General features: G+C 72.0%; 13 protein-coding genes. 10 read left to right on the forward strand and 3 right to left on the reverse strand.

Going from position 1 to position 12,809, the window contains the following annotated elements:
* Nucleotides 1-67: 67 nt before the first annotated feature.
* A complete protein-coding gene (gene glmM, locus AGRA3207_RS24665) occupies nucleotides 68-1,411 on the forward strand; it encodes a phosphoglucosamine mutase (protein ID WP_231329385.1) in 1,344 nt (447 codons plus the stop codon).
* Between the two features lie 162 nt (nucleotides 1,412-1,573).
* Here the strand turns inward: glmM and AGRA3207_RS24670 are convergent, their stop codons facing one another.
* Nucleotides 1,574-1,903: a hypothetical protein gene (locus tag AGRA3207_RS24670; protein ID WP_231329386.1), complete on the reverse strand. Its 330-nt coding sequence runs from the start codon at nucleotides 1,901-1,903 to the stop codon at nucleotides 1,574-1,576.
* Between the two features lie 65 nt (nucleotides 1,904-1,968).
* Nucleotides 1,969-2,640, reverse strand: a complete 672-nt coding sequence (locus tag AGRA3207_RS24675; RefSeq protein WP_231329387.1) for an HNH endonuclease family protein — start codon at nucleotides 2,638-2,640, stop codon at nucleotides 1,969-1,971.
* 119 nt (nucleotides 2,641-2,759) lie between these two features.
* Here AGRA3207_RS24675 and AGRA3207_RS24680 point away from each other — a divergent pair, with 119 nt between their 5' ends.
* From AGRA3207_RS24680 to AGRA3207_RS24720, 9 genes are all read left to right on the forward strand, one after another.
* Entirely contained in the window at nucleotides 2,760-3,716 is a 957-nt protein-coding gene (locus tag AGRA3207_RS24680; protein WP_231329388.1) for a DUF389 domain-containing protein, read from the forward strand.
* Nucleotides 3,717-3,801: 85 nt separating this feature from the next.
* Entirely contained in the window at nucleotides 3,802-4,749 is a 948-nt protein-coding gene (locus AGRA3207_RS24685; RefSeq protein ID WP_231329389.1) for an ABC transporter ATP-binding protein, read from the forward strand.
* Entirely contained in the window at nucleotides 4,746-5,624 is an 879-nt protein-coding gene (locus AGRA3207_RS24690; protein ID WP_231329390.1) for an ABC transporter permease, read from the forward strand. The genes AGRA3207_RS24685 and AGRA3207_RS24690 overlap by 4 nt, the downstream gene beginning before the upstream one ends.
* Nucleotides 5,621-6,532: an ABC transporter ATP-binding protein gene (locus AGRA3207_RS24695; protein ID WP_231329391.1), complete on the forward strand. Its 912-nt coding sequence runs from the start codon at nucleotides 5,621-5,623 to the stop codon at nucleotides 6,530-6,532. The genes AGRA3207_RS24690 and AGRA3207_RS24695 overlap by 4 nt, the downstream gene beginning before the upstream one ends.
* Nucleotides 6,529-7,245: an ABC transporter permease gene (locus AGRA3207_RS24700; RefSeq protein ID WP_231329392.1), complete on the forward strand. Its 717-nt coding sequence runs from the start codon at nucleotides 6,529-6,531 to the stop codon at nucleotides 7,243-7,245. Before AGRA3207_RS24695 ends, AGRA3207_RS24700 begins: the two co-directional genes overlap by 4 nt.
* Before the next feature lie 84 nt (nucleotides 7,246-7,329).
* A complete protein-coding gene (locus tag AGRA3207_RS24705; protein ID WP_231329393.1) occupies nucleotides 7,330-7,983 on the forward strand; it encodes a maleylpyruvate isomerase N-terminal domain-containing protein in 654 nt (217 codons plus the stop codon).
* 280 nt (nucleotides 7,984-8,263) lie between these two features.
* Nucleotides 8,264-9,448 carry a helix-turn-helix domain-containing protein gene (locus tag AGRA3207_RS24710; protein WP_231329394.1) on the forward strand — a complete coding sequence of 395 codons (1,185 nt, stop codon included), beginning with the start codon at nucleotides 8,264-8,266 and terminating at the stop codon, nucleotides 9,446-9,448.
* A gap of 80 nt (nucleotides 9,449-9,528) precedes the next feature.
* Nucleotides 9,529-9,789 (forward strand): hypothetical protein, encoded by a 261-nt coding sequence (locus AGRA3207_RS24715; protein ID WP_231329395.1) that lies wholly within the window; start codon nucleotides 9,529-9,531, stop codon nucleotides 9,787-9,789.
* Nucleotides 9,786-10,019, forward strand: a complete 234-nt coding sequence (locus tag AGRA3207_RS24720) for a hypothetical protein (protein ID WP_231329396.1) — start codon at nucleotides 9,786-9,788, stop codon at nucleotides 10,017-10,019. Before AGRA3207_RS24715 ends, AGRA3207_RS24720 begins: the two co-directional genes overlap by 4 nt.
* A 563-nt stretch (nucleotides 10,020-10,582) precedes the next feature.
* On the opposite strand, the gene AGRA3207_RS24725 is transcribed toward AGRA3207_RS24720, so the two are convergent.
* Nucleotides 10,583-12,736, reverse strand: coding sequence for a DUF4132 domain-containing protein (locus AGRA3207_RS24725; protein ID WP_231329397.1), 2,154 nt, complete (start codon nucleotides 12,734-12,736; stop codon nucleotides 10,583-10,585).
* Nucleotides 12,737-12,809: the final 73 nt, after the last annotated feature.

Here is a 12,809-nt window from a genome sequence, read left to right on the forward strand (position 1 = left end):
CATTCCCGTTAGATTTGACCGCGCGGCGCGTCCGCGCGGTCTTTTCGTCTCTCTGGGGAGTTGAACTGTGGGTCGTCTGTTCGGCACCGATGGCGTGCGCGGCCTCGCCAACCGCGATCTGACCGCCCGGCTCGCGATGGACCTGTCCGTGGCGGCGGCGCGGGTGCTGGGCGAGGAGGGGGCGTTCAAGGGGCACCGGCCGCTGGCGGTGGTCGGGCGTGACCCGCGGGCGTCGGGCGAGTTCCTGGAGGCCGCCGTGGTGGCGGGGCTGGCGAGCGCGGGCGTGGAGGTGCTGCGGCTGGGCGTCCTGCCGACGCCGGCCGTCGCGTATCTGACGCACGCGCTGGACGCGGATCTCGGCGTGATGCTGTCGGCGTCGCACAACCCGGCGCCCGACAACGGGATCAAGTTCTTCGACCGGAGCGGCTACAAGCTGCCGGACGGGATCGAGGACCGGATCGAGGCGAGCCTCGGCGCGGAGTGGGAGCCGCCGACGGGTGCCGGGGTCGGGCGGGTCCGGGAGGCGCACGGCGCCGTCGAGCAGTACGTGGCGCACCTGATGACGACGCTGCCGGTGTCGCTGGACGGGCTGCGCGTCGTGGTGGACTGCGCGAACGGCGCGTCCAGCGACGTGGCGCCGGAGGCCCTGCGCCGCGCGGGCGCCGAGGTGATCACGATCGGGGCGGCGCCGGACGGGCTGAACATCAACTCCGGGTGCGGGTCCACGCATCTGGAGGCGTTGCAGCGGGCCGTCCGGGAGCACGGCGCGGACGCGGGGATCGCGAACGACGGCGACGCCGACCGCTGCCTGGCGGTGACGGCGTCGGGCGACGTCGTGGACGGTGACCAGATCATGGCGATCTTGGCGCTGGACCTGCGGGAGGCCGGGGCGCTGGCCGCGGACACGGTGGTCGCGACCGTGATGTCCAACCTCGGGTTCAAGCTGGCGATGCGGGAGGCCGGGATCACCGTGGTGGAGACCGCGGTCGGCGACCGGTACGTGCTGGAGGCGATGAAGGACGGCGGGTTCGGCTTCGGCGGCGAGCAGTCCGGCCATGTGATCATGCTGGACCACGCGACGACGGGGGACGGCGTGCTGACCGGCCTGCACCTGCTGGCGGCGATGGCGCGGCGGGGCCGTCCGCTGGACGAGCTGGCGAAGGTGATGACCCGGCTGCCGCAGGTGCTGATCAACGTCAGGGGCGTGGACAGGGCGCGCGCGAAGACCTCTCCGGAGCTGGCGGCGGCGGTCGCGGCGGCCGAGGCGGATCTGGGCGACACGGGCCGGGTGCTGATCCGGCCGAGCGGCACCGAGCCGATGGTGCGGGTGATGGTGGAGGCGGAGTCGCACGACCGCGCCCAGTCGGTGGCCGAGCACCTGGTGGGCGTCGTCCAGGCGGCCCTGGGCTGACGGGCGGCGACCTGAGGCCGTCACCCGAGTGCGCTACCGGCCCGGCGGGACGAAGCCGGAGGCGGGTCCCGCCGGGCTGATCGCGAAGCGGTGTCGCGTCTACCCGGGCACGGTCAAGGGGCGAGCCGCCAGGCGGGTCCCTTGGGCCGGGATCGCATCGGCTCAGCCTGCGTCGTCGATGTCCAGGCGGCCCACCTTGAGGTGCTTGATCTCGACCGTGCCGGCCTTGAGGTGCTCGATGACGGCGCGTTTGACCACGAGCTTCCCGATGCCGACGGCGCCGACGGTGAGGGCGCCGAGGGCCATCGCGCCGAGGGCGAGGGAGCCGAGGCCGTTGCCGAAGCGCAGGGTGAGGCCGGTCGCGGACGCGCCGGTGACCTCGGCGCCCGTGGCGCGGGCGCCGACGGCGCGTCCGTCGCGGACGCGGGGGCGCTCGTTCCTGGTGCCGGTGACCTCGCCGTTGGGTGACCGCTCGTGGGATTCCTTGCTCATGCGTCGAGCATATGGGGGCCGCGCTCCCGCCCGGACGCGGGGAGCCCGGGCGGCGCGCGGGCGGCTCAGCAGCGTCCGAGGAAGTCCTGCAGGGCGTCGTGGTCGGCGCGGGTCACGGGCAGCTCGTACTTCTTGGCGACCGCGACGTACTTGACCGCGTAGGCGCACTGAAAGCCCTTCTGCGGTTTCCACTCGCCGGGCCCCGAGTCGCTTTTCTGCCGGTTGGGGACGCCCCAGACGGCGAGCAGGTTGGCGTGGTCGTTGGCGAAGCGCTCGCGGCGGTCCTCGTCCCAGCGTGAGGCGCCCATGCGCCAGGCGAGGGCGAGCGGGTACACGTGGTCGATCTGGACCTCGGCGGCGTCGGACTTGGCGAAGGTGATGTCCTTGCCGCTGTAGGGGTCGTGCAGGCGGCCGGACGTGACGACGCACCGCCCCTTCTTCGCGACGCCGGTCAGGTCGCGGGCGAGGACGTCGTTGCGCTGGTCGCAGCCGTTGTGGTCGGTGTCCTTCCAGCGCGTGCCGAATTCGTCGCGCCGGTAGCCGCCGCCGCTGCCCTCGTCCGCGACGCGGAGCCCGGAGAGGTCCTTGCGGGCCCGTCCCTGCTCGCCCGCGGCGGGACGGGAGCCGGGCTCCTTCGGGGAGCCGGTGTCCGACAGGCCCACACTGCCTTCACAGCCGGTGGCCAGGGGGACGGCCAGTGCCAGTACGGCCGCCGCCACGCGGTTGCGCCACGTCATTGCGTCACCACCCGGGGTTTGTGCGGGGTTTCGCCGTCTTCGCCGGAGTTAAACGATCACACTGTACGACCTGGGGTTCCGTGCGGCGTGCCCGCGGCCCATGCGGCACGATGTACGGCGTGTTGCACCTCAGAGTGATCGTTCCGGCCGACCGGACCGAAGCCGTCTGCGCGTTGCTCGGCGACAGCCGAGGCGCGACGAACATCGTCGTCGTCCCCGGCGCGGCGCGCTCGCCGCGCGGCGACCTGGTGACCAGCGACATCGCCCGGGAGGCCGCCAACGAGGTGCTCGCGGGGCTGCGGGACCTCGGGCTGGAGCGGGACGGCTCCATCGCGGTCGAGAAGATCGACCTGCCGCTGTCGGAGACCGCGGACCTCGCCGAGAGACGGGCCCCCGGGCACGGCGACGACGCCGTCGTCTGGGCGGACCTCGACCGGCAGGTCACCGAGGGAACGGCGCTGACGTGGTCGTTCGTGGCGTTCCTGGCACTGGCGACGCAGCTGGCCGGCATCGCCGCTCTGATCGACTCGCCGGTCCTGGTGGTCGGCGCGATGGTGCTCGGCCCGGAGTTCGCCGCCGTCGCGGCCATCTGCTACGGGCTGACGCGCCGGCAGCCGTGGCGGATCGCCCAGGCGGTGCGGACGCTGGCCGCCGGATTCCTCATCGCCATCGTGATCACCTATGTGTGCGCCCTGGTGAGTCACTGGACCGGGGTGATCGAGATGTCGCGGCTGCCGGACGAGCGGCCGCTGACCGCGTTCATCTACAGCCCGGACCGCTGGTCGTTCATCGTCGCTCTGCTGGCGGGCGCCGCCGGGGTGCTGTCGCTGACGGCCGGGAAGTCGTCCGCGCTGGTCGGGGTGTTCATCTCCGTCACCACCGTGCCCGCCGCGGGCAACCTCGCGGTCGCGCTCGCGCTCGAGCACGGCAGCGAGATCAACGGCTCCCTGCTCCAGCTGGCCCTGAACTTCGCCGGGATGATCATCGCGGGGACGGCGACGCTGCTCGTCCAGCGCGCGATGTGGGCGCTCGTGCTCCGCCGGAAGGGCCGGAGGGCAGCGGGACAGGGAACTTAGGTCGATGGAAAATCGGCCATGAGGCTGTGCGCGCATAGCACCTGAGGGGGACGCCGACGGCGGGACCAGGCACTAGGTTCGGACTATGCCGATCATCGCCACCCAGGGGCTGACGATGAGGTTCCCCCGGGTGACCGCCCTGGACGACCTCTCGGTGGCCGTCGAACCCGGGGTCGTCGGGCTCGTGGGCGCCAACGGCGCCGGCAAGTCGACGCTCATCAAGATCCTGCTGGGCCTCCAGCCGCCGAGCGCCGGGACGGCGACCGTGCTGGGCATGGACATCGCCCGCGAGGGCGTCCGGATCCGCGAGAGCGTCGGGTTCATGCCGGAGTACGAGTGCCTGCCGCCCGACGTGTCCGCGACCGAGTTCGTCGTCCACATGGCCCGCATGTGCGGGCTGCCCCCCACCGCCGCCCGCGAGCGCGCGGCCGACACGCTCCGCCACGTCGGGCTGTACGAGGAGCGCTACCGTCCCATCGGCGGCTACTCCACCGGGATGCGGCAGCGCGTGAAGCTGGCGCAGGCCCTCGTCCACGACCCGAAGCTCGTGTTCCTGGACGAGCCCACCAACGGCCTCGACCCGGCCGGGCGCGACGAGATGCTCGACCTCATCCGCCGGATCGGCGCCGAGTTCGGGATCAGCGTCCTGGTCACGTCGCACCTGCTGGGGGAGCTGGAGCGCGTCTGCGACCACGTCGTCATCATCGACGGCGGGAGGCTGCTGCGGTCCCAGGCCGTCGAGGCGTACACCACCGAGAGCGGCGTGCTCACCGTCGAGGTGGACGAGGGGCGCGACGACCTCGGCCGGCACCTGCACGCCCAGGGCGTCGCCGTCCACCCCGAGGGACGGTTCCTCATCGTCGACATCGCCGGGGAGACGACCTACGACCTCGTCCGCGACGGCGTCGCCGACCTCGGCCTGCGGCTGATCCGGATGGAGCAGCGCCGCCACCACATCGAAGAGGTCTTCCAGGAGGCGCCGCCCGAGCGGCGGGCGCCCGCAGGGAACGTCCCGCAGGGAGCGCCCCGATGAGCACCAGCACGATCCACGACATCGGCTACCGGCACTACGACGGCCGCCGCAACGGCCGCGCGTACGTGCTGCGGTCGCTGTTCGTGCACAACCTGCGCGCCGCGTACGGCCTCGGCCGTCCCGCCCGCGCCAAGGTCATGCCGTTCCTCCTCGCGGCGATCATGCTGCTGCCCGCCGCGGGGTCGGTCGCGGTCTTCGCCGTCACCAAGCAGGAGGACGCGCTCATGCGTTACTCCTCCTACGCGCCGCTCCTCCAGGTGATCATCGCGATCTTCCTGGCGACGCAGGCGCCGGTGCTGGCCTCGCGGGAGCTGCGCTTCCACGTCGTCCCGCTGTACTTCTCGCGCCCCGTCGGCCACCTGGACTTCGTGCTGGCCAAGGTCGTGGCCATGACCACCGCGCTGTTCGCGCTCATGGCGGTGCCCGTCACCGTCCTGTACGTCGGCGGGCTGGTGACCAAGGTCCCCGACTCGGCGGACCAGCTGGGCCGCTACCTCGGCGCCCTGGTCGGCTGCGTGCTGTTCGCGCTCGTCCTCGGCGCCATCGGGATGGTGGTCGCGGCGTTCACGCCCCGGCGCGGCTTCGGCGTCGCCGCCGTCATCGCCGTCTACATGCTGAGCAGCACGTTCGTCCTGATCGTGCAGGGCATCGCCGAGGAGCAGACCGACTTCACGCTGTCCGGCTGGGTCGGGCTGCTCGCCCCGTTCAACCTGGTCGACGCCGTGCAGGTGAGGCTGCTCGGCGCGGAGAAGTCGTCGGTGCAGGTGGCGCCCGGCGTGGCGGGCGGCGCGATCGCGCTCGCGCTGTGCGCCGTCATCGTCCTCGGCGCGGTCGCGGTCCTGTACCGCCGGTTCCGGAAGGCGGGCCTGTCATGAGCGAGCTGAGGCTGGACGGCGTGTCCCGCTGGTACGGCAACGTCGTCGCCGTCAACGGGATCTCCATGACGGTCGGCCCCGGCGTCACCGGGCTGCTCGGCCCGAACGGCGCCGGCAAGTCCACGCTGATCCACATGATGGGCGGCTTCCTCGCCCCCTCGTCCGGGACGGTCACGCTGGACGGCGAGCCGATCTGGCAGAACCCCGGCGTCTACCGCGGCCTCGGGCTCGTGCCCGAGCGGGAGTCGGCCTACGACTTCCTCACCGGCGAGCAGTTCATCCTCGCGATGGCCAAGCTCCACAGGCTGGCCGACCCGGAGGCCTGCGCGCGGCGCGCCATCGCGCAGGTCGAGATGGGCTACGCCGCCGGACGCACGATCGGCACCTACTCCAAGGGCATGAAGCAACGCATCAAGATGGCGTCCGCGCTGGTCCACGACCCGCCCGTCCTCCTGCTGGACGAGCCGTTCAACGGCATGGACCCCCGGCAGCGGCTCCAGCTCATGGACCTCATCCGCCGGATGGCCGCCGAGGGCCGCACCATCCTGTTCAGCTCGCACATCCTGGAGGAGGTCGAGCGGCTCGCCAGCCACATCGAGGTCATCGTGGCCGGCCGGCACGCCGCGTCCGGCGACTTCCGCAAGATCCGCAGGCTGATGACGGACCGGCCGCACATCTTCCTCGTCCGCTCGTCCGACGACCGCCGCCTCGCCGCCTCGATCATCGCCGACGGCTCGGCCAGCAGCGTCCAGCTCACCGACAAGGGCCTGCAGATCGAGGCGGTCGACTTCCAGCGCTTCACCTGGCTCCTCCCGCGGATCTCCCGCGAGGCGCAGGTGCGGCTCTGGGAGGTCTCCCCGGCGGACGAGTCCCTGGAAAGCGTCTTCTCCTACCTGGTGGCCCGATGAACCCGACCATTGCCATGATCACGTTCCGGGCGATGCTCGGCCGCCGCCGGGCGCTGCTCCTGCTGGCGCTGCCGCTGGTGCTGCTCGTCCTCGCGGCCGTCCTGCGCTACACCGGCAACGACGACCTCGACATCTCCGCGGACGTCCTCCAGAAGTTCGGCCTGGCGACGCTGCTGCCGCTGCTGGCCCTCATCGCCGGCACCGGCGTGATCGGCCCGGAGATCGACGACGGCCAGATCATGTACGTGCTGACCAAGCCCATCCCGCGCCAGGTCGTCGTCCTCACCAAGCTCGCGGTGGCGATCGTCCTGGTGACCGCCTTCGCGGTGGTGCCGACGCTGCTGGCGGGCCTGATCCTGACGGGGACGACCGCGCAGATGACACCGGCCTTCACCGTCGGCGTCCTCGTGGGCGGCGTCACCTACAGCGCCGTGTTCGTGGCCCTCGCGGTGGCCAGCCGCAACGCCGTCACGATCGGCCTCCTGTACGCCCTGGTGTGGGAGAGCCTCCTCGGCAACTTCGCCCCCGGCGCGAAGTCGGCGTCCATCCAGCAGTGGGCCCTGTCCGTCACCGACGCCCTCACCTCGGCCAGCCCGGTGAAGTCGTCCGTGGACCTCCCGGTCGCCATTCCGCTCCTGGTGGCGGTGGCCCTGGCCGGCACGTTCCTGGCCGTCCACCGCCTCCGTTCCCTCGCCGTAGCGAGCGCCGACTAGGACGGAACCCCTGGGCGCGGGGCGGCCCCGGCCGCTCCGCGAATCGGCTTGTCCATCGCTCCTGTACGGCGTTAGCTTGCGGAAGTGGATCTCTTCTCACGCTCGTGGACGGCGTTGCGCGCGGCGGTCGACGAACTCTCCGGCCAGGACTGGGAGCGGCCGTCCGGCTGCGCGGGCTGGCTCGTCCGGGACCTGGTGTGCCATCTGGTCATCGACGCCCAGGACGTCCTGATCACGCTGGTCACGCCCTCGGAGTCCGAACCGACCGTGGACTCGGCCACCTACTGGGACCTCGTCGAGCCGCCGACCGGCGAGGACCCGCTCGACGCCCTGATCCCCCGGCTGGCCGCCGCGTACGGCGAGCCGAGGTGGCTGAAGTTCCACTTCGACGACGTCGGCTCCGCCGCCGGCCGCGCCGCCGAACTCGCGGACGCGAACGCCCGTGTCAGCACCCAGGACAAGGTCCTGACCGTGGGCGACTTCCTGGCCGCGTACGTCATGGAATGGACGTTGCACCACCTCGACCTGATCGCGCACCTGCCGTCCGCCGCCGAACCGCCCGCCGAGACCCTCGCGGCCGCCCGCGCCTCCCTGGAGAAGATCATCGGGACGCCGGTCCCGGCGTCCTTCTCCGACGCCGACGCCCTGCTGGTCGTGACCGGGCGCCGTCCCCCGACGGACGCCGACAGGGCCGCCCTGGGCGGGCTGGCCGCGAGGATCCCGCTCGCGCTCGGCTGAACAAGCCCGCGACCGGGCAACACGAACGGCTTCGAGTGTGGCGCGGGCCGTCGTACCTGGAATGGATGGACGAGGAGACGCAAGCTCCTGGCGCGTAGCCCCGATGGCGGCCCGCAGTTCCCGGGATAGCGCGGACGGGTGGGTCTGGAGGGATAGCGCGGCGGCGTGCTGGATCCGGCGGCCCGTCAGCCAGGCGCAGGCAGAACGTGGTCGGCGCCTGACATGGAGACGGCCCCACGCCTACTGTGAAGTCGTCGACGCTTCGCGGAAGGGCAGGGCCATGTCTGACGACACTCCCAGCACCGTCGGAACGCGGCTGGCTCGTGCGCGCAAACGTCGCGGCCTCACCCAGATCGGTCTAGCCGAACGAGCGACGTACTCCCGCTCCCACATCGCCGGGGTGGAGGCTGGCCGGAAAGTCGCCACCCCGGCGTTCGTCGCCTCGGTGGCTGCGGCCCTTAACGTCGACCCCGCTGAGCTCTACGGGCAGCCCTACCAGGCACATGGTCGCGATGACCGGCTTCATGCGGTGATCCCGGAACTGCGCCGGGCCATCGCGTTGGGTGATGTGGGCCCTGACCTGCGCGGGTCGTCGCGTTCCCTCGATGTGCTGGCGGCCGAGACCGCCACCGTCCGGCGCCTGCTGAACGACGCGAAGCTGTCGAAGGCCGGGACGCGGCTCCCATCGGTCTTGGAAGAACTGTCCTGGTGGGCTCATGACGGTGACGACCCGCGAGCATGGGGGTTGCTGAGCAGGGCCCTCTACCTGGCCGCGAGCCTGACACGCAGACTCGGTTACAGCGGAGACTGCCTCGCGCTGCTCGAACGTGAGGCCGCGGCGGCGCGGCGTAGCGGTGAACCGAATCTCCGCCTGCTCGAACCGCTGCTGCGGGCCCTGGTGCTGACCGGCATGAACCAGTCGCTACCCGCACTGCGTCTTCTCGATCGGGCCTCCGCCGAGGTGGTGACCGGCCGTCCGGACGCGGGCGAGGTACAAGGCGCGCTGGGACTGCGTTCGGCCGTCATCGCCGCCCGGGCGGGTGACGCGACGCGGGCGTGGGACTACCACGGGCGGGTGACCGACATGATCCATGCCGCGGGCCAGGTGACCGCGGTGTACGGGCAGGAGGTGACCGCGGCGAACGCGGCCGTACACGGTGCGGCCGTCGCGGTCGAGCTCGGCGACATGGACGAGGCCGTACGACGGGACGAGCGGATCGGTGAGCGGACGCTGTCGGCCCTGCCGCTCGAACGGCGGACGCATCATGAGATCGACATGGCGCGAGCACTCACCGAGGCGGGCGCCTATGACCGGGCGTTGCGGCGGCTGTCGTTCGCCGAGCGGAACGCGCCACTGATGACGCACTACCACCCGACTGCTCACACGGTGGTGGCACATCTGGTGGACGTACGGCGCACTCTGCCAGAGCCGCTGCGTCGCCTCCATGCCCGGGTAGTCGGCTAGGGAATGGCGGCTCGATCCGCAACCGCGGGATGTTCTGAGTCGGAACAGTGCCGGTTTTCACAACCCGCATTCTGTGACTCATGGAACACGATCGATCACTCAACGAGTCCAAGGCCGCCTTAAGTCGTGATGTGTTGGCGCAAAAGGCCGCACTGCGGGGGGAGTTTCCTGGGTGGTCGATCATCCGCACTACCGATACCGGGCGTTGGTGGGCGACGCGGGTGACGCTGGTCAGTGAGGATCTGTCGCGGGTCGAGGGCTCCACCTTCGACGCCGACACGGCTGACGGGCTGCGCCTCAAGTTGCGGGAGGCTGCCCGCGCCGAGGAGGCCGGGCAGTGAGCGGGCGCGAGGAGGCCCTGCGCGCCTTGTCGGACGGGCTGGTCGCGCGCGGTATCGCCGTCCGCACCTACGCCACGAACCTGATCGTCACCGGGCGGAACGAGCGCCAATTTCTGATCACCTGCAGGAACGGCAGGTTCCGCTGGGGGCTGGGCGACGACATCGGGCCGATCACGGACGTGGACGGCGCGGTCCGACACGTCGCCGACGCTCTGGTGTGCCCGCCATGACCGGCGTTCCCGCGCCGCGTTTCCCGCTCGGGGTGTCGCACTGGCGAGGCAATACCACCGGACATTATTGGGCGCTGCTTCCCTGGCCCTGGTCCCGGCTGGGTTATCTGCTGATCGAGGCCAGAAGTGAGGACGACCTGGCCGGACACGTCCAACACCTCATGGACGGCATGGCCACGACCCGCAGCGGAGCGGCTTCCCGATCGGACCACCCTTCTCCAGCCCAGATGCCCCACTTCGCGGCCCCGCCGCGTCACCGTCACCGGAGGAGTTCCTGAAATGCCGCTTCGCGTGCCCGATCCTCGGGAGGACCCCAGGGTCGGGCCTTGGACGTGGTGGTTGCTGCTGATCGGGTCCCGCCAGCTCCACCCGACCTCCGTATGGACCCAGGAGGCCCCGGCCGCGGACAGCCCTGCGGTCGAGAGCGGCGGGACGGCCCTCCCGTCCCGCCGCCGCGCCCCGGACCGGAAAGGACGACGGTGCCGGTGAGTGCGCGGTACGGGTATCGGGGACGATGACGGTGACGCCGGAGGGCCGGCGGGTGTGGCTGGACGCCGCCAGGCTCAGCGGGCGGTGAGGGTGGTCAGGGTGGCGAGGATCTCGGACGCCGTGACGGGGTCCAGGTCGCCGAAGGGGCGTTCGCCGCTGCCGTAGGAGGTCGTGGCGAGCGTCACGCGGCGGAGTTCCTGGTCGGCGAACTCCTCGGGGGAGATCACGCGGACGCCGGGCTCCAGGTCGATCACCAGGTGGCGCTCCTCCGCGAGCTTCAGGGAGACGTGGCGGCGGAACCCGCCGGTCTCCTTGCCGCCCAGCGTCCAGCCGCGGTCGGCGAGGCCGAGGATGCGGCCGAAGTGGACGGTGCCGCCCTCGAAACGTTCCAGGCGCGTCGCGTCCCGCTCCTTGTCGGTGAGGGTGTGGACGGCGCGTCCGAGCTGCGGGAACGGCTGGAGGATCTCGTAGTCGGCGAAGATCTCCGACCAGGCGTCCAGGGCGTCCAGGCGCAGGGGGTGCGGCAGGTCGACGGGCGCGGTGATGGTGAAGGCGTCGTCGTTGACGTCGGCGAGGCTGCGGTCCTCGGCGACGCGGAACGCGGTGGGGCCGGACTTCCAGACGAGCCGCCGGGCGATGTGCCAGAGGAAGGGGTGGTCGAGCAGGACGGTCCGGAACTCCTCGGGCTCCCAGCGGCGGCCGGCGACCATCGCCGATTCGAGGCGCCTGACCTGGTCGGCGGCGACGGCCCGGACCTCCTTCTTCAGCTCGGCGAAGCGCCGGTGGGCGGCGGGCGCGAGGTCGGCGTCGTCCTTGGCGCCGGGCTTGGGGAGGGCCTTGCGGCGCTTGCCGTCCTCGTCCGCGACATAGGGCTTGAGGTGCTCGTCGAAGCCGACGGCGAAGCGGCGGGGACCGTAGTCGAGGGTCAAGCCGCCGTCGGCGTCCAGGCCCAGGTCCGGGACGAGCCGGTCGGCGAGCTGCTCGTCGCTCAGCCCCCGGTCGCGGGCGATGCGGGCAAGGGCGGACTTGGCGTAGGCGCGGATGCGCTTCTTGTCCTTCGCCCCCTGTGCCAGCAGGTGCAACTGGCGGAGCGCGCCGTCCGTCCCGATCGAGGTGAACACGTTCAGGGCGCTCACGCCGCCGTTGTACCAGGACGTGGACTTCTCCCAGCGGGCCACGACCGGGCCCAGGCGGGCGGCGGTCCCGTCGTCGCCCAGGCGGCCCAGCGCGTACTCGACGCCGGGCGACGCCCAGCGCGGGCGGGTGTCCTCGGCCCGGTACAGCGCCCAGGCGAACTCGGCCAGGGAGCCGGGGTCGCACGCCTCGACGGACGGCTCGACACCGGCGTACGGCTCGGCGGGCGTCGAGATGAGCAGCATCGTCACCAGGTGGCGGACGGCCGACTCCGGCAGCCGGTGCTCCCGGCCGCGCAGCAGGACGGGCGGGAGCGCGGCGAGGTCGAAACCGATCTCGGGCAGCAGGACGGGGTACCGGTCGAGCGGGTCGATGCCCAGCGCGGCGATGGCCCGCTCCGCCTCCTCGCCGTAGGGGCGAACGGCCTCCAGCACGGCCGCGCCGCCGTGCGCGTCCGCCACGGCGCGGATGTGCGCCTCTGCCCGCGCGCGCTTGGGGCCGGGGCGGCGCAGCGCGTCGGGGACGATCAGGGCGATGGCGGCCGGGCCGTGCTTGACGAACCAGTCCTTCGCGGGGTGGCTGAAGGAGTTGTCCTTGTGCTTGAGGAGGTACTGCGCGATCTGGGCGTCGAGGAAGGGGCTCACCGCCCACTGGTTGTCCCGGTACAGGGCCAGGGGGAGCGCGGCGAGCTCGTAGCGGGCGACGACGCCGCGCAGGACGAACGTGCCGGTGAGGTCGTCGCGGTAACGGTCGTCCGCGAGCAGGGTCCGGCCGTGCTCCTCGGGGCCGTACAGCAGGAGGTCGGCCACCAGTGCCCTGCGGCGGCGGAGCTGCTCGGACCGGGCTGTTCCGTCGGCGAAGGCCGCGGCGCGGGCGTCCCAGTCGGTCTCACCGAGCGGCGGGCACTCCTGGCGGGCCTTGGCCGTCCACTCCTCCCGCTCGCCGGGCGCCCAGATGACGGCCGTCGGCTCCGACGGCGCCTTCAGGCCCTTGAGGACGACCGGCTCCGGGTCGCGGGGCGCCCTGACCCAGGGCGGCGCCGCCAGCAGCGGCGGCAGGGAGTTCTGGGGCGCTTCGGGGGGAGTAGGCGACATCGCTCCTGTTTCCTGGGTGTGTCCGCCGGATGATCGCGGATACGACCCGCGGACGGCCGGGACGGTTCCCCCG

It is taken from the genome of Actinomadura graeca, from assembly GCF_019175365.1.
Taxonomy (GTDB): Bacteria; Actinomycetota; Actinomycetes; order Streptosporangiales; family Streptosporangiaceae; genus Spirillospora; species Spirillospora graeca.

Coding starts and splice junctions, on each gene's coding strand:
- AGRA3207_RS24700 (WP_231329392.1), top strand. CDS start 6,529: ATGAACCCGACCATTGCCATGATCACGTTCCGGGCGATGCTCGGCCGC.
- AGRA3207_RS24695 (WP_231329391.1), top strand. CDS start 5,621: ATGAGCGAGCTGAGGCTGGACGGCGTGTCCCGCTGGTACGGCAACGTC.
- AGRA3207_RS24690 (WP_231329390.1), top strand. CDS start 4,746: ATGAGCACCAGCACGATCCACGACATCGGCTACCGGCACTACGACGGC.
- AGRA3207_RS24675 (WP_231329387.1), bottom strand. CDS start 2,640: ATGACGTGGCGCAACCGCGTGGCGGCGGCCGTACTGGCACTGGCCGTC.
- AGRA3207_RS24710 (WP_231329394.1), top strand. CDS start 8,264: ATGTCTGACGACACTCCCAGCACCGTCGGAACGCGGCTGGCTCGTGCG.
- AGRA3207_RS24725 (WP_231329397.1), bottom strand. CDS start 12,736: ATGTCGCCTACTCCCCCCGAAGCGCCCCAGAACTCCCTGCCGCCGCTG.
- AGRA3207_RS24685 (WP_231329389.1), top strand. CDS start 3,802: ATGCCGATCATCGCCACCCAGGGGCTGACGATGAGGTTCCCCCGGGTG.
- AGRA3207_RS24715 (WP_231329395.1), top strand. CDS start 9,529: ATGGAACACGATCGATCACTCAACGAGTCCAAGGCCGCCTTAAGTCGT.
- AGRA3207_RS24670 (WP_231329386.1), bottom strand. CDS start 1,903: ATGAGCAAGGAATCCCACGAGCGGTCACCCAACGGCGAGGTCACCGGC.